This window comes from Streptomyces sp. NPDC107522, assembly GCF_055657525.1.
Map to the genome: position 1 here is coordinate 273,319 of NZ_JBVKAU010000007.1, position 18,180 is coordinate 291,498.

An 18,180-nucleotide genomic window follows, 5' to 3' on the forward strand; every position below is an offset into this window, starting at 1 on the left:
GCTACGAACCGTGCGTACGTACAGCCCCAAGCCCGGCGATGTGACGCGCCAGTGGCACGTCATTGACGCTCAGGACGTCGTCCTGGGTCGTCTCGCCAGCACCGCCGCCTCCATCCTGCGGGGCAAGCACAAGCCGATCTACGCGCCCCACGTCGACACCGGTGACTTCGTCATCATCATCAACGCCGACAAGGTGCACCTCTCCGGCAACAAGCGGACCCAGAAGATGGCGTACCGCCACTCCGGCTACCCGGGTGGTCTGCGCTCCGTCCGTTACGACGAGCTCCTCGACAAGAACCCCGAGAAGGCCATCGAAAAGGCCGTCAAGGGCATGCTCCCCAAGAACACGCTGGGCCGTCAGATGCTCTCGAAGCTGAAGGTCTACAAGGGTGACCAGCACCCGCACGGCGCGCAGCAGCCGCAGCCGTACGAGATCACCCAGGTCGCGCAGTAAGTCCGGCCACCCCCTAAGCCTGAAGAGAATCTGAGGAGAATCGTGGCCGAGACCACTGCCGAGCAGCCGCTCGAAGAGCTTGACATCGACAGCTACACCACCGAGTCCGAGGTTCCGGTGGAGGGTGAGTACACCTCCGAGTCCCTCGCCTCGCGCTTCGGTGAGCCCCAGCCGGCCGCCGGCCTGGGCCGTCGTAAGAACGCCATCGCCCGCGTCCGGATCGTCCCGGGCACCGGCAAGTGGAAGATCAACGGTCGCACCCTTGAGGACTACTTCCCCAACAAGGTGCACCAGCAGGAAGTCAACGAGCCGTTCAAGGTTCTCGAGCTCGAGGGCCGCTACGACGTCGTCGCCCGCATCGCCGGTGGCGGTGTCTCCGGTCAGGCCGGTGCGCTCCGTCTCGGTGTCGCCCGCGCGCTGAACGAGGCCGACGTCGACAACAACCGCGGCCCGCTGAAGAAGGCCGGCTTCCTCCGCCGCGACGACCGTGCGGTCGAGCGCAAGAAGGCCGGTCTGAAGAAGGCCCGCAAGGCCCCGCAGTACAGCAAGCGCTAATCGCTCGCTGCCTCTGCTGGTACTCCGGTACTCCGAACGCCCCGGCGGCACGCCACAGTGCCGCCGGGGCGTTCGTTTTATCCCCGGGCTCGGGCGTATAACGGCACAAGACGTTCAGACGCTCGGATGCTCAGGCGTTCAAAGGCTTGTGTGATCCGATGGCCCGGGCATGGAATGCCTGGAAGCGGGAGCCCCCGGCGACATGCGTCACAGCGCACGCCGGCTCCGCTTTCGGAACTGATGTTTCCTCAGGAGGACAAGTGGGACGACTCTTCGGCACGGACGGCGTGCGCGGCGTCGCCAACGCGGATCTGACGGCCGAGATGGCGCTCGGTCTGTCCGTGGCGGCGGCGCACGTACTGGCCGAGGCGGGCACCTTCGAGGGCCACCGGCCGAAGGCGGTGGTCGGGCGGGACCCGCGTGCGTCCGGGGAGTTCCTGGAAGCGGCCGTGGTGGCCGGTCTGGCGAGCGCGGGTGTCGACGTGCTGCGGGTCGGTGTGCTGCCGACGCCGGCGGTGGCTTTCCTGACCGGCTCGCTCGGCGCCGACCTCGGCGTCATGCTCTCCGCCAGCCACAACGCCATGCCCGACAACGGCATCAAGTTCTTCGCCCGGGGCGGCCACAAGCTCGCCGACGAGCTGGAGGACCGTATCGAGGCCGTCTACGACGAGCACCGGCACGGTGAGCCGTGGGAGCGGCCGACCGGCGCGGCCGTCGGGCGGGTGCGGTCGTACGACCAGGGGTTCGAGGAGTACGTCGCCCACCTCCTCGGCGTGCTGCCCAACCGGCTGGACGGGCTGAAGATCGTCCTCGACGAGGCGCACGGCGCCGCCGCGGGCGTCTCGCCCGAGGCCTTCACGCGGGCCGGGGCCCAGGTCGTCACCATCGGTGCCGAGCCGAACGGCCTCAACATCAACGACGGCTGCGGGTCCACCCACCTCGACAAGCTGAAGGCCGCCGTCATCGAGCACGGTGCCGACCTCGGTGTCGCGCACGACGGTGACGCCGACCGTTGCCTCGCCGTGGACCACACCGGCGAGGAGGTGGACGGCGACCAGATCCTCGCCGTGCTCGCGCTGGCGATGCGGGAGCGGTCCGTGCTGCGGGCCGACACCGTGGTGGCGACCGTGATGTCCAACCTCGGCTTCAAGCTGGCCATGGAGCGCGAGGGCATCGCCCTGGTGCAGACCGCCGTCGGTGACCGGTATGTGCTGGAGGAGATGAAGGAGCGCGGCTTCGCCCTGGGCGGCGAGCAGTCCGGGCACGTCATCATCCTCGATCACGCGACGACCGGTGACGGCACGCTGACGGGGCTGCTGCTGGCGGCTCGGGTCGCGCAGACCGGTCGTACGCTCAAGGACCTCGCCTCGGTCATGGAGCGGCTGCCGCAGGTGCTGATCAACGTGCCGGACGTCGACAAGGCGCGGGTGAAGACCTCGGCCGACCTCGCTGCCGCCGTCGCCGACGCGGAGCGCGAACTGGGCTCGACGGGGCGGGTGTTGCTGCGTCCGTCGGGTACGGAACCGCTGGTGCGGGTGATGGTCGAGGCGGCCGACATCGATCAGGCCCGGTCCGTTGCCGGGCGGCTGGCCGATGCGGTGAAGTCGGCGCTGGGTTAGTTCACCGGCGTACGTCGCTCGTCGCTCGTCGATCGTCGCTCGTTACTCGTCACTTGAACGTACGTACAAAGAGTGCACGGCCGATGACTCGTTGTTTCACTTTCGTCGAGGGGGGCTCTGCGTGGCGCCCTGCCTCGACGAAAGTGAGACGCACAGCATGAAGATCGTGAGCAGCACCCTGAAGCGAGCGGCCGTGCCGGTTCTGGCCGCCGGTCTTCTCGTCCCTGTGTTCGCCACCCCGGCCGCGGCCCAGACCCCTGGCTCCACTGCATTCCGTGTCTTCGGCAACGTCGGGCTCAGCGCGCGTGCCGGCTTCATGAACAACGTGACGGCCACCCTGGTCACCATCAACAGCATCCAGCGGCTGAGGCTCATGGACAGCACGGGCGTCTCGGCGGGACCGGGGTGCACTCAGGTGGACTTCAACACGGTCGACTGTCCCCTTCCCGTCAGCCGGCTCTCGGTCGGGCTGGGTGACGCGCGCGACACCTTCGACGGGACGGGCATCGGGATCCGCACCGTCGTCGATGCCGGCTCGGGCCCCGACACCGTGGCGACCGGCAGCGGCAACGACACGATCGGCGTGGACGACGACACGCCCAGTAACGACGTCGTGTCCACCTGTGGCCCCGGTTCCGACGTGGTGTTCGCCAACCCCGGTGACGTGATCGGCTCGCTCTGCGAAGCGCGTTACATCTCTTAGACGCCGGCGGCCTTTGCCGAACGCTCGCGCTGCCTGGCCCAGAGCCACTTCTGGGCCAGCAGCGTCAGCGTGCCGGCCAGGATGATGCCCAGGAGGTTCAGCAGCAGCTGCTCCGTCGAGCCCCAGGTCTGCTCGGTGTCGCCGTAGCTGAGGGCCACGGCGGCATTGGCGGCGGCCGGGACGGTCGTCACCGAGATGGCGACGCCGACCAGCGCGCCCGACTTCGCGGACGTCAGGGAGAGCGTGCCGGCGGCGCCCGCGAGGACCGCCACGATGAAGGAGAACCAGTCCGGGGCGTAGATGAAGCCGGTATTGGGCCGGGTGTCGTCCAGCAGGTCCTTGCTGAACAGGTCGACCGAGTCCATGAAGAGGCTGAAGACGACCGTGGCCGCCATCGCCACCGCGAAGCCCACCAGCAGGGCGATCAGCGACCGCAGGGCCAGGCGTGGGGCGCGCTGCACCACGGCCGTGCAGATGCCCGCCAGCGGCCCGAACTCCGGGCCCACCGCCATCGCGCCCACGATCAGGATCGCGTTGTCGAGCACCACACCGCAGGCCGCGATCATCGTGGCGAGCGTGATGAAGGCGACGTAGGTGATGGAGAGGGTCGACTCCTCGTGCGTGGCGTCGGTCAGGTGCTCCCAGAGCACCGCGTCCGCGCCCTCGCCCGGAGCCTCCGCCTCCGCCTTGTCGGCCCGCTTGGACAGCGACAGGTCGATGGTCTCGACGGCGATGGAGCCTTGCTCGTCGAGGCCCAACTGCTGCAGCCCGGTGAGGAGTTCGTCGCCGGCCTCGCGCGCCACGTCGCACAGCACCAGGTCGCCCGCGGGGTTGCGGGCGGCGCCCGGCAGGACCGCGAGGTGGGTCGTGCCGACCGTCTTCTCGATGAGGCGGACCACGTCGTCGGTCTTGTCGGCCGGGGTGATCAGGCGCAGATGCAGCATGACGCCTTTCTAACAGGCCCGCGTTTCTTTGACAGGCTCGCGTTACCGCCTTACAGCTTGCGCAGGCTCAGCCGCTGCACCTTGTGGTCGGGGCCCTTGCGCAGGACGAGGGTGGCCCGGCCGCGGGTGGGGGCGATGTTCTCCACCAGGTTGGGCTTGTTGATGGTGCGCCAGAGGGTGCGGGCGTAGTCGAGGGCTTCCTCCTCCGATACCTGGGTGTACTTGCGGAAGTACGAGTCCGGCTTCTGGAAGGCGGTCTGGCGCAGCTTCTTGAAGCGGTTGAGGTACCAGCGCTCGATGTCCTCGGCGCTCGCGTCGACGTACACGCTGAAGTCGAAGTAGTCGGCGAGGCCGACCCGGGTGCGGCCGTCCTTGCCGGGGAGGGCGGGCTGGAGGACGTTCAGGCCCTCGACGATCAGGATGTCCGGGCGGCGGACCGTGAGCCGCCGGTCAGGGACGATGTCGTAGATCAGGTGGGAGTAGACGGGGGCCGTGACCTCGTCCTTGCCCGCCTTGATGTCGGCGACGAAGCGGGTGAGCGCGCGGCGGTCGTAGGACTCGGGGAAACCCTTGCGCGACATCAGGCCGCGGGCCTGAAGCTCCCTGGTGGGCAGGAGGAAGCCGTCCGTGGTGACCAGCTCGACGCGCGGGTGCTCGGGCCAGCGGGAGAGCAGGGCCTGGAGGAGGCGGGCGACCGTGGACTTTCCTACGGCGACGGAGCCGGCGACTCCTATGACGAACGGGGTGCCCGACTGGGAGCCCTGTTCGCCGAGGAAGGTGTTCAGCGCGCTTCGGAGGCCGTCCGTGGCACCGACGTAGAGATTGAGCAGGCGGGAGAGCGGGAGGTAGATGTCGCGGACCTCGTCGAGGTCGATGACGTCGCCGAGACCGCGCAGCTTCTCGACCTCCTCCGCGGTGAGCGGCAGCGGGGTCTTGTCGCGCAGTGCGCTCCACTCGGCGCGGGTGAGGTCGACGTAGGGAGTCGCCTCCGGCCGCTGCCGGTGGGCGCTCCGGGGCATCGAGGAGACCGGAGAGATCACAGTCCATTGTTACGGGCGTACGAACAGACGGTGGGGTGGGATCCGTCACGCAGGTCCGCGTTCCGCTCATTTTCGGGAGGAAATAGGACAAGGCGGGGAATGTCAGTGCCGTGCGTCACAGTTGTGGGAGAGGTGGGCCCGGGCCGGGGTCCACTGAACCGAGCCCCCGAGGGGGACCCATGACGTATGCGATCGAAGCGGAAGGTCTGGTCAAACGGTTCAAGGAGACCGAGGCGCTGGCCGGTGTCGACCTAGGGGCCCGCAGAGGGTCGGTCCTCGGGCTGCTGGGCCCCAATGGCGCGGGGAAGACGACGGCGGTGCGGATCTTCGCGACGCTGCTCCGGCCCGACGGAGGCAGGGCGCACGTGGCCGGTCATGACGTGGTGCGGGAGGCCGGGGTCGTACGTGCCATGGTCGGGCTGACCGGGCAGTACGCGGCGGTCGACGAGAACCTGACCGGCACGGAGAACCTGCTGCTCATCGGCCGGCTGCTCGGTCTGTCGAGGAGGGAGGCCAGGGCGCGGGCGGCCGAGCTGCTGGAGCGGTTTCAGCTGACGGACGCGGCCGGGCGGGCCGTGAAGACCTTCTCGGGCGGGATGCGCAGGCGTCTGGACCTGGCGGCCAGCCTGGTGGGCCGTCCCAGCATCCTCTTCCTCGACGAACCGACCACCGGTCTGGACCCGCACAGTCGTGGTGAGCTGTGGGACCTGCTGCGGGGGCTGGTCGCGGACGGTGCGACGGCCCTGCTGACCACGCAGTATCTGAACGAGGCCGATGTGCTCGCCGACGACATCGTGGTGATCGACAAGGGCCGGGTGATCGCCGAGGGCACCCCGGACCAGCTGAAGTCGCAGGTCGGCGGGCAGGTGCTGGAGCTGCGGCCGGTGGTGGCGCGGGATCTCGCGCGGGCGCACACGCTGGTGGCCGGGGCGGCGGGTCCGGAGGCCCGGATCGAGGGCGAGACGGTCACCGCCCCGGTGAAGGATCCCGAGCTGATGCCGGCCGTCGTGCGTGCGCTCGACCGTGAGGGGATCGCGGTGGGGGAGCTCGCGCTGCGGCGTTCGTCGCTCGACGAGGTCTTTCTGGCGCTGACCGGGCACCGGGCGGAACCCGGCGCACCCGAGGGCAACGGCGGTGCGTCCGTCCGGGACGACGACAGCTCCGAGCTTCACAAGGCGGTGATGCGGCCATGACCGCCACCACCACGACCGTCACGGCCCCGATCAGCAAGTCGGGCCGTGTACGGCCGCTCGACGGGCTGCGGCAGACCTTCACGATGGCCTGGCGGAGTCTGGTCGCGGTCAAGCACAACCCGCTGGAGCTGGTCGACTACAGCATCACGCCCATCATGTTCGTGTTCCTCTTCACGTACGTGCTGGGCGGGCAGATGGCCGGGTCGCCCGAGGCGTATCTGAAGTACGCGCTGCCCGGGATCATCGTGCAGAACACCCTGTTCATGACGATGTACACGGCCATGGCACTCAACACCGACCTCACCAAGGGCGTCTTCGACCGCCTGCGCAGCCTGCCGATCGCCCGCTCCGCCCCGCTCATCGGCCGGATCACCGCGGACCTCGCCAAGCACGTCTGGGCGATGCTGCTGATGATCGGCCTCGGTCTGCTGCTCGGTTTCCGGATCACCGGGGGAGTGGACGGGTTCCTGCTCGGGGCGGTGCTGCTGGTGGTGTTCGCGGCGGCGGTGTCGTGGAGCGCTGTGCTGATCGGGATGCTGGCGGGGGACGTCGAGAAGGTGCAGGCCTTCGCCTTCACCCTCATCTTCCCGATCACCTTCACCAGCAGCGCGTTCGTCAGGGTGGAGACGATGCCGGGGTGGCTGCAGGCATGGAGCGACGTCAATCCGGTGACCCATCTGTCGGACGCGTTCCGGGGGTTGCTGCTGGGTGGGGCGGTGGCTGAGCCCGTGTTGTGGTCGTTGGTGTGGGCCGCGGGGATTGCGGTGGTGTTCTATCCGCTGGCGATGAGGGCTTATCGGGCGAAGACGTGACTTGGTGCACGGCGGGCCTGGTCAGCGGATACGCGAACGGACCCGCGACCCTCTCGAAGACTTCGAGGGTGATCTCCGGAACGGAAACGGCATCGCTCTCCATGCCCTCGGGAAGGTGCGCCCGCATGTCCTCGCGGCACAAGAACGTCCCGTTGGGAATGAGGATCCCGGCACCGAGCCGGTCCGCCAGCTCGATGATTACCTTCCAAACGTCGCCCACCTGCGGGCGTTCGACACCGATGACGTTGCCGAAGACGGCGACCTCGGCCTCACTGCCGTCAGCGGCACGGACCCGGAACTCCGTACCGCCGTCCGTCGTCTTCTCGGGCGCGGCAGCGTAGGGAGAAAGGACCTCCCGGACCGCGTCCATGTCGGGCTCGGCCAACGCACCATCCGCGAACCTGTAGAAGCTCAGGCTGTAGCTCATTACACCTGCCCCTGCCTGAAACGACCTTGACCACTTGTCTCGGAGCGGCGGCGTCCGGTCAGGGCTGTCTCGCTTTCACAGGAGTCCCAGCAGGTCCATGTCGTTCTGCTCCACCTCGACCTCCGATCGCCCGGCCAGTCATCTCGATGACGACCGCATCCTGTTGGAACTGGGCGGGGAGATGGGCTCGTTCTTCCGGCCTACAGATGAAAGAGCCGTCTCTCGGATCGATGAGCACCGCTCCTAGTCGGATGACCAGTTCGGCAAGGATGTCGAGGATGCCGCCGACAGACGGGCGCTCGACCCGGATGCCGTCCTCGTCGGCGAACACGTCGGCGCCCCCGCCGTCAGAGGCACGGATCTCGAATTCCGTTTCGTCCTCGGCCACCCTCTCAGGATCTGCATCGTGGGGTGCCAGAACCTCCCGGACCGCAGCCAAGTCCAGGGAAGCGGGCTCCCCGTCGATGAACTTGTGGATCCACAAATCGCGGCTCATCTGGACCCTCCCGTGCAGTCAGGGCGCGCGGATCGCCTGCGTGATCTCTGCACGCGTCGACGCGATGACGACAGACCACTCGCCCCTGAGAGTCTGCGCCAGGTGGTCACGGTCTTCGTACCGGTTCACGATCACCGTTCAGCCCGGAAGGATGAGAACTGCCTCAAGGTGGCGCATCAGATCGGAGGTGACGTTCATGATCCCGTCTCCGCCGAAGTGGCTGATCGTGATGCTGTTGGCAGAGGTGAGGGGTGACCTGAGCTGGAGGAAGCCGTGTTCAGGGTGCTGTGCCGCCACGTACGGGCAATGGACCTCGTGGACCATGTTGTGATCCAGCGACGCCTGTTTACCGTTCACGAACCGGCACACGTAGATGTCGTAACTCACGTGCAGCTCCACGGGGCTTGGGCAAGCGGGCCGAGGCAGGTCGAGGACGGCGGATGCAGGGCCGATGTTATGCACCGCGGCAGGGCGGTGCTGGGGGTGGCGGTCGTGAGGGATGCGGTCGTCGGGGTGTTCGTACTGCCGCGGGAATTTCCGAAATCGGGCACGCTTCGGCCGTTTCTGAACGGAGTTCGGTCGTAGGCTGCCCCGCATGTGCGGAATCGTGGGATACGTGGGGTCGCAGTCGGCACTTGAGATCGTGATGGCCGGGCTGAAGCGGCTGGAGTACCGGGGGTACGACTCGGCCGGTGTTGCCGTGCTGGCGGACGGGGGGCTGGCCGGGGCCAAGAAGGCGGGGAAGCTGGAGAACCTGGAGAAGGAGCTGGGCGAGCGGCCGCTGCCGACCGGGACCACGGGGATCGGGCACACGCGGTGGGCCACGCACGGGGGGCCGACGGATGCCAACGCCCATCCGCATCTCGACAACGCCGGGCGCGTCGCCGTCGTGCACAACGGGATCATCGAGAACTTCGCCGGGCTGCGGGCCGAGTTGGAGGAGCGGGGGCATGAGCTGGCCTCCGAGACCGATACCGAAGTGGTCGCTCATCTCCTTGCCGAGGAGTTCTCGGCCTGTGACGATCTCGCCGAGGCAATGCGGCTCGTGTGCCGGCGGCTGGAGGGGGCGTTCACGCTTGTTGCCGTGCATGCCGACGAGCCCGATGTCGTTGTCGGCGCGCGGCGGAACTCGCCGCTGGTGGTGGGCGTTGGGGAAGGTGAGGCCTTTCTCGCCTCGGACGTCGCCGCGTTCATCGCCCACACGCGGTCGGCGATCGAGCTGGGGCAGGATCAGGTCGTGGAGCTGCGCCGGGATGGTGTGACGGTGACTGGCTTCGACGGTCGTCCCGCCGACGTGCGGTCGTATCGCGTCGACTGGGATGCCGCCGCCGCGGAAAAGGGGGGCTATGACTACTTCATGCTCAAGGAGATCGCCGAGCAGCCCAAGGCGGTCGCCGATACGTTGCTGGGGCGCATCGACACCGCCGGCTCACTGACGCTGGACGAGGTCCGGATCAGCGCCTCCGAGCTGCGGGAGGTCGACAAGATCGTCGTCATTGCCTGCGGTACGGCCTTCCACGCCGGGTTGATCGCCAAGTACGCCATCGAGCACTGGACGCGGATTCCGTGCGAGGTGGAGCTTGCGAGTGAGTTCCGGTACCGGGATCCGATCCTGGATCAGCAGACGCTGGTGATCGCCATCTCGCAGTCCGGCGAGACCATGGACACCCTCATGGCGCTACGGCACGCCCGTGAGCAGGGCGCCAAGGTGCTGGCCATCTGCAACACCAACGGTTCGACGATTCCTCGTGAGTCGGATGCGGTGCTTTACACGCATGCCGGGCCTGAGGTCGCGGTTGCGTCGACCAAGGCGTTTCTGACGCAGCTCGTCGCCTGTTATCTCGTCGCGCTCTATTTGGGGCAGGTGCGGGGCACCAAGTGGGGTGATGAGATCGGTGCCGTCATTCGGGATCTGTCGCAGATCTCGGGCGAGGTCGAGCGGGTGCTGGAGACCATGGAGCCGGTGCGGGAGCTGGCGCGGGGGCTCGCCTCGAAGAACACCGTGCTGTTCCTGGGGCGGCATGTGGGGTATCCGGTCGCCCTGGAGGGGGCGCTGAAGCTCAAGGAGCTCGCCTATATGCACGCCGAGGGGTTCGCGGCGGGCGAGTTGAAGCACGGGCCGATCGCCTTGATCGAGGACGATCTGCCGGTGGTCGTGGTGGTGCCTTCGCCTCGGGGGCGGTCGGTTCTCCACGACAAGATCGTGTCCAACATTCAGGAGATCCGGGCTCGGGGTGCGCGGACGATCGTGATCGCGGAGGAGGGGGACGAGGCGGTGGTGCCGTATGCGGATCACTTGATCTGGATTCCGGCTACGCCGACGTTGTTGCAGCCGCTCGTCGCTACGGTGCCGCTTCAGGTCTTCGCTTGTGAGCTGGCCACCGCTCGGGGGAACGAGGTGGATCAGCCTCGGAACCTGGCGAAGTCGGTGACGGTGGAGTGAGCCGGCTTTAGGGCGTCGAGGAATGCGGTGAAGGCTCCGGCCGGGAAGGTGAGGGTTGCCCTGGCCGGGGCCTTTGAGTCGCGGATGGCGACCTGAGTGACTGAGTTCGCGATTTCCACACAGGCGTTGCCGTCGTCGGGGCCTGAGTAGGACGACTTCCGCCAGTTCTCCACGGGGTGCCTCACAGCTCTTTCGCCAGACGGTTGATGAAGTCACGCGACCGTTCGGGGTCGAGTGATACAGCTTCCACTTTACGGAAGCGCGTTCGAAAGGCGCTGAGCTGTGCTTCGGAGTCGATGAAGGCCAAGCCGTGGGGCACGTCGCGCACGACGGTGTCCAGCTTGGGGAGGGGGCCACCGACGTACGTCATGGTGCTGGCTGCTCTGCCGAAATCGTCCAGGTCGAACGGGATGACACGCACGGTGATGTTGTCGGTTTCGGAGAACTCCACGAGTTTGGTGAGTTGGGCCCGGGCGGCGGCCCGGTCGCTGACTCTGATGCGCAGGGCGCACTCGTGGATCACCAACTCGTACGGGATGTTGATCTGCTGGCGTCGCATTCGGTGTCGCAGGCGCAACTCAAGCTCGTCGTCGGCGAGTTCAGGCACTCTGGAGGAGAAGACGCCGCGGGCGTAGTCCTCCGTCTGAAGTAGGCCTGGAACGTACAGGATTGCAACCTCGTGCAGGTATGTGGCGTGGTGCTCCAGCTCCGCAAGGTCCAGGAACGACGTGGGTAGCAAGCCCCGGAAATCCTCCCACCAGCCGCGTGTTCGGTACGTGGCCATGGCGACCAGTGCGTTGATGAACTCCTCGTCCGTGCAGGCGTAGTGAGACCCGAGGCGGCGCAGTCGCTGTTCGCTCACGCCCGCGACCCCGGACTCGATTTGGCTGATCTGGACTCGATTCACCCCAAGCAGTGCTGCTGCCTCGATGGTGGTGAGCCCTGCCGCCTCTCGCATCTTGCGCAACTCCGTCGCCAGGCGCATCTGACGTGCAGTCGGTTCGCGCCTCAGAACCATCAGTTGCTCCTTGTTTCAACACGTCCGCCGATGCGGCTCGTTCGGGGTCAGATTACGGGATCGGCTTGCTCCGTATTGCATGTAAGCCGTACCGTCAGTGATGCGTCGCACACGCAGCGGAAGCGCACCGCCCCGTCCTGCCATGACGGCTGCGGCAATGACACCGGCCTGACGACGACCGCAACTTCCCATCAAACGAACGGAGTTCACCCATGCCCGAAACCGAACCCTGGGAGTACACCCTCTACATCCCGAACGACGTCCGAGCAGTCACCGTCTCCCGCCGCACCCTCCGCCTGATCCTCACCCTGCACGGCCTCATCAGCCTCGTCGACACCGCCGAACTCCTGGCCGCCGAGCTGGTCGCCAACGCCGTACGCCACACCAAAGGGCCCGCCGCACTACGGGTCCGCTGGTCGGCCGGGGTGCTGCGGATCGGAGCGTGGGATGCGGACCCCGAACCTCCGGAGCCTCCACGGGAGCTGGAGGGGCTCGGGGAGGCCGAGGAAGGGCGAGGGCTCGCGCTGGTGCGGGCCTGCTCCGATCTGTGGGGCTGGCAGCCGTTGACCAGGAACGGCAATCGGGGCAAATACGTGTGGTGCGAGCTGACGTCGGCGGCGTGAACGCCCACGGCTACTGCGGCTTGGTCGCGATCTGGATCAGGTTGCCGCAGGTGTCGTCGAGGACGGCGGTGGTGACGGGGCCCATCTCCAGGGGCTCCTGGGTGAAGTGGACGCCGAGGGCGCGCAGGCGGTCGTACTCCGCCTGTACGTCGTCTACGGCGAACTGGGCGAGCGGGATGCCGTCCGCGGTGAGTGCGTCGCGGTAGGGCTTGACGGCCGGGTGGCCTGCGGGCTCCAGGAGGAGTTCAGTGCCGTCGGGCTCGTCGGGGGAGACGACGGTCAGCCAACGGGCCCCGCCGCCGAGGGGGACGTCGTGCTTCTTCGCGAAGCCGAGGATCTCGGTGTAGAAGTGCTCGGCCTTGGCCTGGTCGTCGACGAAGACGCTGGTCAGGTGGATCTTCATGGGGTGCTCTCCTCGGGTCCTGATGCGGTTTCGGGCACGCGCCATCGCTCGGTTATCTGCCGCAGCGGGGCCGTGTTCAGGTCGTGGAACTTGTAGCGGCCCTCCCGTCTGGTCTCGACGAGTCCGGCGGCCTCCAGTACGGCGAGGTGCTGGGAGACGCCCTGGCGTGAGATGCCGAGCTGATGCTTCATGCTCAGCCGCGAGCAGATCTCGAACAGCGTCTGTCCGGATTTCTCCGTGAGCTCGTCGAGGATGGTGCGGCGGGTGGGGTCGGCCAGGGCTTTGAAGAGGTCGTCGGGCACACCCCCAGGATAGGCAAGTGAACGCTTGCCTATCAAATCGAGCCAGCCCACGGCTACCGCCCGCCGCAGGTCGTCATCGACGCCGTTCTGGAGGTCGGCTTGGACGCGTGGGCCGCCACACGGTGGCCCGACGTCCCCTTTTCGGGGGTACCGAATGACGCGGAACGCCTGCTGGAGTAGGGCGAGTGGGCCGCACGTCCGAAACGGTCCACCGCGAGACGAGCCACGGGGGCCAGCGTCGGCCCGGCGGTGATCCGAAGGAACGGCCTGGCGCGTGCCGCACTCACGGTTCCGGCTGCCTGGCCAGGACGTCCGCCCTCCACGCCGGTGCCTGCGGCAGGAACCTGTGCTCCGCCGCGTACGCCGCCATGCGGGCGTTGCGTGCCTGGGCCTGCGGGCCGTCCGGCAGGTGGAAGTCCTTGCCCGCCTGGGCCGAGGCGGCCTGCATGCTGGTGGCGGCCGAGATGCGGCGGCGGGCGTAGTGGTCGAGCGCGTCGGGTACGTCGGCCGGGGTCGCGTCCTTGAGGACGTCGCCCAGTACTGCCGCGTCCAGGATCGCCTGGGCCGCGCCCTGGGCCTGGAACGGGACCATCGCGTGGGCGCTGTCGCCGAGGAGGGTGACTCGGCCGAGGTTCCAGCGGGGGAGCGGGGTGCGGGTGTAGATGCCGTAGCGGAGGACCTGGCCGGCGCGTTCGAGGACCGTGCGGACCCGGGGGTCCCAGCCGGTGAACTCGCGCAGTTGCCCTCCGGGTTCCGCCTTGGCCGTCCACGACTCCTGCGCCGTCGTCTCCGTGCTGAACACGGCCACCACGTTGAGCAGTTCGCCGCGGCGCACCCAGTAGTGGACGAAGTGGCGGTCCGGGCCCAGCCAGGCGGCGAGCGGGGGCAGGTCCAGGTCGGCCACCTCGTCGGACGGGAGCAGGGCTCGGTAGGCGGCGGTTCCCGAGAACACCGCCTCGTCCTTGCCGAAGAGCCACTGGCGGGCCGGGGAGCGGATCCCGTCCGCGGCCACGACCACGTCCGCGTTCAGGCGTTCGCCGGTCGCCGTCATCACGTGGGCCGAGTCGTCCTCCTGGTCGATGCCGATGACGGTCGTGTCCAGGCGTACCGACTCGGGCGGCACCGCGGCGGCCAACGCGCCGTGCAGATCGGCCCGGTGGAGCAGCAGGTACGGCGCCCCGAACTCCTCCTCGGCCTCGCGGCCCAGCGCGTAGCGGCAGATCTCCGCCCCGTCCGACCAGGTGTGGAAGCTCACGTGGGACGGGCGGGCGGCCTGTGCGGCGACCGCGCCGAGCACGTCCAGCCGGCGCAGTTCCCGCGTGGCGTTGGGCGCGAGCTGGATCCCGGCACCGACCTCGGTGAAACGGGGGGTCTGCTCGACGAGGGTCACCTCGCACCCGGCGCGGCGCAGGCTCAGGGCGGCCGCCAGTCCTCCGATGCCGGCTCCGACGACGATCGCCCTCATGTCATGGCCTCGCAGTCGCACGAAGGCGCCAGGGCGACAGGCGCGAGGGCGTGTGAGCGGAGAGGGAGGCGGGGCCGTCGGGAGGGGGAGGGGCGGAGGTGGCAGCAGCCGCGCGGCGGCGCGCTCCGCACCGGCTGCTTCGGTGGCAGGGGAGGCGTGCGGGAGCCGCTGCAGGGCGGGGCGGGCTGCCTCGGCGGCAGGAGGCGCGGGCGGGAGTCGCGGCACGGTGCGGCGGGCCGCCTCGGTGGCCGCGCGCGCAGGTGCGGGGGCCGTCGTATCGCGCCTCCCTCAGACGCGTACATCGTGTCGTGCGCCGGGAGTTCGGCCCCGTTCATCGTGTCGTGCGCCCGGAATTCGGCCCCGTACATCCCGTCAAGCGCCCGGAATTCAACCCCGTACATCCCGCCAAGCCCCCGGAATCCCCTCGGCAACGTCATGCGCCCCCACCGGTGCCCCGTCCGCCGTGAACCTCGCGGACAGGCCGTGGAGATACGCCGCCACGCTCGCAGCATCCACGGCCCGGAGCCCCGCCGCCAGCAGCGATCCCGCCAACCCCGACAGCACGTCGCCGCTCCCGGCCGTGGCCAGCCAGGACGTCCCCGTCGGATTGACCCGGACCGGACCGGCGCCCCCGGCGTCGGCCACCAGCGTCGTCGACCCCTTCAGCAGCACGGTCGCGGCATAGCGCCCCGCCAGCTCCCGTACCGAAGCCAGCCGAGCCCCCTCGACCTCCTCGCGGGAGACACCGAGCAGCGCCGCCGCCTCACCGGCGTGAGGGGTCATCAGGGTCGGTGCCGTACGGCCCCGTACCGCCTCCGCGTCCGCCAGCCGCAGCCCGTCCGCGTCGATCAGTACCGGGACGTCCGTCGCCAGCACCTCCGCCACCGTCGCCGCGTCGTCCCCGGCGCCCGGGCCGACGACCCACGCCTGGACGCGCCCGGCCTTCTTCGGTCCCCGGTCCGACACCAGCGTCTCGGGGAACCGGGCGATCACCGCGTCCCCGGCCGGGCCGACGTACCGTACGGCCCCCGCGCCGCCCCGCAGCGCCCCCGCGACCGCGAGCACGGCGGCGCCCGGGTACCTCCCCGAGCCCGCCGCGATGCCGACAACTCCTCGGCGGTACTTGTCCGTCTCGGCCGCCGGCAAGGGCAACAACCGTGCCACGTCAGCGTGTTGGAGCGCCTCCAGGTCCGCCGGGGCCGGCAGGTCGAGCCCGATGTCCACCAGCCGGACCACCCCGGCGTACTCCCGCGCCGGATCGATCAGCAGGCCCGGCTTGTGCGTGCCGAAGGTGACCGTCAGGTCGGCGCGCATCGCCGTGCCGCGCACCTCACCCGTGTCCACGTCCACGCCGCTCGGCAGGTCGACGGCGACCACCGCGGCCCGCGACCGCTCGGCCGCCGCGGCCAGCGGTGCCGCCTGCGGCCGTAGCCCGCCCTTGCCGCCGATCCCGACGATCCCGTCCACGACCAGGTCCGCGCGCTCGATCAACTCCTCGGCCGACTCCCCGGCGGCGCCCGTGCCGACCGTCCGGCCGCCCGCCCGGCGCAGCGCCGCGAGCCCCCCTGCGTGCGCCCGCTCGGGCGTCAGCAGCACGGCGGTGACGCCCGCCCCGCGCCTGGCCAGTCGGGCCCCGGCGTACAGGGCGTCGCCGCCGTTGTCGCCGCTGCCGACCAGCAGCACGATCCGGCTGCCGTACACCCGGCCCAGCAGATCCGCGCAGGCGGCGGCGAGTCCGGCCGCCGCGCGCTGCATCAGCGCGCCGTCCGGAAGCCGTGCCATCAGCTCCCGTTCGGCCGCCCTTACCGTCTCCACGCTGTACGCACTCCGCATACGACCGAGTCTTCCGCACGCGCTTGTGTGCGCGGCGAACCCCGTGGCATCCATTGACGCTTTGCCGTGCCTTTGCCAAACTCGCCGGCCCCCACAGGGTGAATCGATTCAGTCGAAACGGATTCGACGAGATCGGTCGATGAATTCCGTTCGATGAGACCGGTTCGATGAGAGGAAGCCCCCTCATGGCACGCAGAGCCGTACTGAAAGGCCGCACAGCCGCACTCCTCACCGCCGTCGGAACTCTCACCGCCCCCACCCCCGCCGTCGCCGCCGCCTGCGGTGAAGGCTCCTACCAGGCCGAGGCCGTGCTCAGCGGCGGCACCTGGACCGCGCGGCGCGGCAGCAGCACCGTCTACTCGGGCGGTGACTTGCGGGCCGCCGTCCAGGCGGCCGTGAACAGCCTCACCTCGGGGCGTACCGCCAAGGAGCGCGTGGTGGTGCGGGGTTCGGGAGCCATGTCCGCCGGGTCGCGCATCTCCCTGCCCAGCTACACCGTGCTCGACGTCTGCGGCACCATCAACGTCACCGGCAGCGGTTCCGGCGACCAGGCGCCCGTCTACTCGCGCGGCACCCGGGACGTCGAGGTCCAGCACCTGAACCTCACGGGCAGCCCGCTGTACGGCGTCTTCCTGCGCAATGTTCAGCATGCCGTGCTCGGGCAGCTCGACATGCGTCTTTCCGGCGGACTCGGCGTGCGGATCGACAACCGCGGGGACACCAGCCAGTGGACGCGGAACGTCCGGATCGACAACGTCCATGTCTCCGGGGCCTCCAGCCACGCCGTGGAGACGTACGGCGTCGACGGCCTCACCATCGGGACGGTGACCGCGCGGAACGTGGGCGAGTCGGGCCTGCTGCTCAACCAGACCATCAACGCCACCGTCAACAAGGTCGACGCGGAGAACGCGGGGACGGGCACCGGCTACGCCGCCTTCCGCATGGCCAACCGCAACGGGCGCGTCGGCAGTTCCTACCCGGCCAACATCCGGGTGGGCGAGGTCGTCGCGCGGGGCGGCGGGCGCGGCGTGTTCTGCGTGTCCGAGAGCGGCGGGGCCGTCATCGACCGGGTGACCCTCTCCCACACCGGCAACAACTCGGTCCTGATCGAGAACTGCTACAACGTCAGCCTCGCCGCCCAGAGCGGCTCCATCACCGGCGGCGGCGAACTGCGGCTGGCGGCGCGCTCCGAGTTCCCGAACAACCGGGACATCACCGTCCAGAACCTGACGGTGACCAACTCGTCGATCAGGGAGAGCCCCTGCGGTGAGAACACCACGTTCCGGAACATCACCCGGGTGAACAGCAGCCAGTCGATCTGCTGAGCCGGCCGCCGCCGGCCGGGCATACGGTGGCTGAGGCTCGACCCCGACCTGTGTGGCTCAGCCCTCCGCCACCACCACCGCCGACGCCACCCCGGCGTCATGGCTCAGCGAGACATGCCAGGACTCCACGCCCAGTTCGGCCGCCCGCGCCGCCACCGTCCCCGTCACCCGCAGCCGTGGGCGGCCACTGTCCTCGACGTAGACCTCCGCGTCCGTCCACAGCAGGCCCGCCGGTGCGCCCAGCGCCTTGGCGAGGGCCTCCTTCGCCGCGAACCGGGCCGCGAGGGAGGCCACGCCCCGGCGTTCGCCGCTGGGCAGCAGCAACTCGCTCGCCACGAACAGCCGTTCCGCCAGCCCGGGTGTGCGGTGCAGCGCCGCCTCGAACCTGTCGATCTCGGCCACGTCGATGCCGACCCCGATGATGCTCATGCCGAGCACCCTATGGGTCCTCGGAAAGTGGCTCCTCGAAAGAGTGACCCCGCCGCGCGGCGCCTCCCGCACGGGCAGGGCCGCACGCTTCCCTGA

Annotated in this window: 20 protein-coding genes; 9 read left to right on the top strand and 11 right to left on the bottom strand. The window is 69.1% G+C overall.

Features of this window, described 5'->3' with window-relative positions; all coding sequences use genetic code 11:
- The first annotated feature begins 10 nt into the window (after positions 1 to 10).
- The 4 genes from rplM (at position 11) to ACZ7L6_RS24575 (ending at position 3,331) form a co-directional block, all read left to right on the top strand.
- Positions 11 to 454 carry a 50S ribosomal protein L13 gene (gene rplM / locus ACZ7L6_RS24560; protein WP_030046395.1) on the top strand — a complete coding sequence of 148 codons (444 nt, stop codon included), beginning with the start codon at positions 11 to 13 and terminating at the stop codon, positions 452 to 454.
- 42 nt (positions 455 to 496) lie between these two features.
- Positions 497 to 1,009, top strand: a complete 513-nt coding sequence (gene rpsI, locus ACZ7L6_RS24565; RefSeq protein ID WP_146463584.1) for a 30S ribosomal protein S9 — start codon at positions 497 to 499, stop codon at positions 1,007 to 1,009.
- A 260-nt stretch (positions 1,010 to 1,269) separates the two neighbouring features.
- Positions 1,270 to 2,628, top strand: a complete 1,359-nt coding sequence (glmM, locus tag ACZ7L6_RS24570) for a phosphoglucosamine mutase (protein WP_471927276.1) — start codon at positions 1,270 to 1,272, stop codon at positions 2,626 to 2,628.
- A gap of 166 nt (positions 2,629 to 2,794) precedes the next feature.
- The gene (locus ACZ7L6_RS24575; protein ID WP_471927278.1) at positions 2,795 to 3,331 is read left to right on the top strand and encodes a hypothetical protein; all 537 of its coding nucleotides are present in this window, start codon (positions 2,795 to 2,797) and stop codon (positions 3,329 to 3,331) included.
- Here the strand turns inward: ACZ7L6_RS24575 and ACZ7L6_RS24580 are convergent.
- Positions 3,328 to 4,275 carry a DUF389 domain-containing protein gene (locus tag ACZ7L6_RS24580; protein ID WP_471927279.1) on the bottom strand — a complete coding sequence of 316 codons (948 nt, stop codon included), beginning with the start codon at positions 4,273 to 4,275 and terminating at the stop codon, positions 3,328 to 3,330. The genes ACZ7L6_RS24575 and ACZ7L6_RS24580 overlap by 4 nt on opposite strands.
- 50 nt (positions 4,276 to 4,325) lie before the next feature.
- On the bottom strand, positions 4,326 to 5,294 hold the full coding sequence (gene coaA / locus ACZ7L6_RS24585; RefSeq protein WP_471927280.1) for a type I pantothenate kinase: 969 nt from the start codon (positions 5,292 to 5,294) through the stop codon (positions 4,326 to 4,328).
- Between the two features lie 200 nt (positions 5,295 to 5,494).
- Here coaA and ACZ7L6_RS24590 point away from each other — a divergent pair, with 200 nt between their 5' ends.
- Together ACZ7L6_RS24590 and ACZ7L6_RS24595 are read left to right on the top strand one after the other, a co-directional pair.
- Positions 5,495 to 6,508 carry an ATP-binding cassette domain-containing protein gene (locus tag ACZ7L6_RS24590; protein WP_471927281.1) on the top strand — a complete coding sequence of 338 codons (1,014 nt, stop codon included), beginning with the start codon at positions 5,495 to 5,497 and terminating at the stop codon, positions 6,506 to 6,508.
- Positions 6,505 to 7,320 (top strand): ABC transporter permease, encoded by an 816-nt coding sequence (locus ACZ7L6_RS24595; protein WP_471927282.1) that lies wholly within the window; start codon positions 6,505 to 6,507, stop codon positions 7,318 to 7,320. The genes ACZ7L6_RS24590 and ACZ7L6_RS24595 overlap by 4 nt, the downstream gene beginning before the upstream one ends.
- Before the next feature lie 485 nt (positions 7,321 to 7,805).
- Here ACZ7L6_RS24595 and ACZ7L6_RS24600 read toward each other — a convergent pair whose 3' ends face one another.
- Both ACZ7L6_RS24600 and ACZ7L6_RS24605 read right to left on the bottom strand, forming a co-directional pair.
- On the bottom strand, positions 7,806 to 8,243 hold the full coding sequence (locus ACZ7L6_RS24600) for a hypothetical protein (protein ID WP_471927283.1): 438 nt from the start codon (positions 8,241 to 8,243) through the stop codon (positions 7,806 to 7,808).
- Between the two features lie 138 nt (positions 8,244 to 8,381).
- Positions 8,382 to 8,630: a hypothetical protein gene (locus tag ACZ7L6_RS24605; RefSeq protein ID WP_471927284.1), complete on the bottom strand. Its 249-nt coding sequence runs from the start codon at positions 8,628 to 8,630 to the stop codon at positions 8,382 to 8,384.
- A gap of 208 nt (positions 8,631 to 8,838) precedes the next feature.
- Here ACZ7L6_RS24605 and glmS point away from each other — a divergent pair, with 208 nt between their 5' ends.
- Positions 8,839 to 10,686, top strand: coding sequence for a glutamine--fructose-6-phosphate transaminase (isomerizing) (gene glmS, locus ACZ7L6_RS24610; RefSeq protein WP_471927285.1), 1,848 nt, complete (start codon positions 8,839 to 8,841; stop codon positions 10,684 to 10,686).
- Here the strand turns inward: glmS and ACZ7L6_RS24615 are convergent.
- Both ACZ7L6_RS24615 and ACZ7L6_RS24620 read right to left on the bottom strand, forming a co-directional pair.
- Positions 10,647 to 10,859: a DUF397 domain-containing protein gene (locus tag ACZ7L6_RS24615; RefSeq protein ID WP_471927286.1), complete on the bottom strand. Its 213-nt coding sequence runs from the start codon at positions 10,857 to 10,859 to the stop codon at positions 10,647 to 10,649. The genes glmS and ACZ7L6_RS24615 overlap by 40 nt on opposite strands.
- Positions 10,860 to 10,867: 8 nt before the next feature.
- On the bottom strand, positions 10,868 to 11,704 hold the full coding sequence (locus ACZ7L6_RS24620; protein WP_471927288.1) for a helix-turn-helix domain-containing protein: 837 nt from the start codon (positions 11,702 to 11,704) through the stop codon (positions 10,868 to 10,870).
- Between the two features lie 212 nt (positions 11,705 to 11,916).
- On the opposite strand from ACZ7L6_RS24620, the gene ACZ7L6_RS24625 reads away from it, so the two are divergent.
- Positions 11,917 to 12,327 carry an ATP-binding protein gene (locus tag ACZ7L6_RS24625; protein WP_471927290.1) on the top strand — a complete coding sequence of 137 codons (411 nt, stop codon included), beginning with the start codon at positions 11,917 to 11,919 and terminating at the stop codon, positions 12,325 to 12,327.
- A gap of 10 nt (positions 12,328 to 12,337) precedes the next feature.
- On the opposite strand, the gene ACZ7L6_RS24630 is transcribed toward ACZ7L6_RS24625, so the two are convergent.
- The 4 genes from ACZ7L6_RS24630 to ACZ7L6_RS24645 form a co-directional block, all read right to left on the bottom strand.
- Positions 12,338 to 12,730: a VOC family protein gene (locus ACZ7L6_RS24630; RefSeq protein ID WP_471927292.1), complete on the bottom strand. Its 393-nt coding sequence runs from the start codon at positions 12,728 to 12,730 to the stop codon at positions 12,338 to 12,340.
- Complete coding sequence (locus ACZ7L6_RS24635) at positions 12,727 to 13,032, bottom strand: ArsR/SmtB family transcription factor (protein WP_471927294.1); 306 nt, start codon at positions 13,030 to 13,032, stop codon at positions 12,727 to 12,729. The genes ACZ7L6_RS24630 and ACZ7L6_RS24635 overlap by 4 nt, the downstream gene beginning before the upstream one ends.
- Before the next feature lie 283 nt (positions 13,033 to 13,315).
- Entirely contained in the window at positions 13,316 to 14,497 is a 1,182-nt protein-coding gene (locus tag ACZ7L6_RS24640) for an FAD-dependent monooxygenase (RefSeq protein ID WP_471927296.1), read from the bottom strand.
- Between the two features lie 387 nt (positions 14,498 to 14,884).
- On the bottom strand, positions 14,885 to 16,330 hold the full coding sequence (locus tag ACZ7L6_RS24645; RefSeq protein WP_471927298.1) for an NAD(P)H-hydrate dehydratase: 1,446 nt from the start codon (positions 16,328 to 16,330) through the stop codon (positions 14,885 to 14,887).
- 185 nt (positions 16,331 to 16,515) lie between these two features.
- On the opposite strand from ACZ7L6_RS24645, the gene ACZ7L6_RS24650 reads away from it, so the two are divergent.
- Complete coding sequence (locus tag ACZ7L6_RS24650) at positions 16,516 to 17,655, top strand: hypothetical protein (protein WP_471927300.1); 1,140 nt, start codon at positions 16,516 to 16,518, stop codon at positions 17,653 to 17,655.
- Positions 17,656 to 17,712: 57 nt separating this feature from the next.
- Here ACZ7L6_RS24650 and ACZ7L6_RS24655 read toward each other — a convergent pair whose 3' ends face one another.
- Complete coding sequence (locus ACZ7L6_RS24655) at positions 17,713 to 18,084, bottom strand: holo-ACP synthase (protein WP_471927302.1); 372 nt, start codon at positions 18,082 to 18,084, stop codon at positions 17,713 to 17,715.
- Positions 18,085 to 18,180 lie beyond the last annotated feature (96 nt).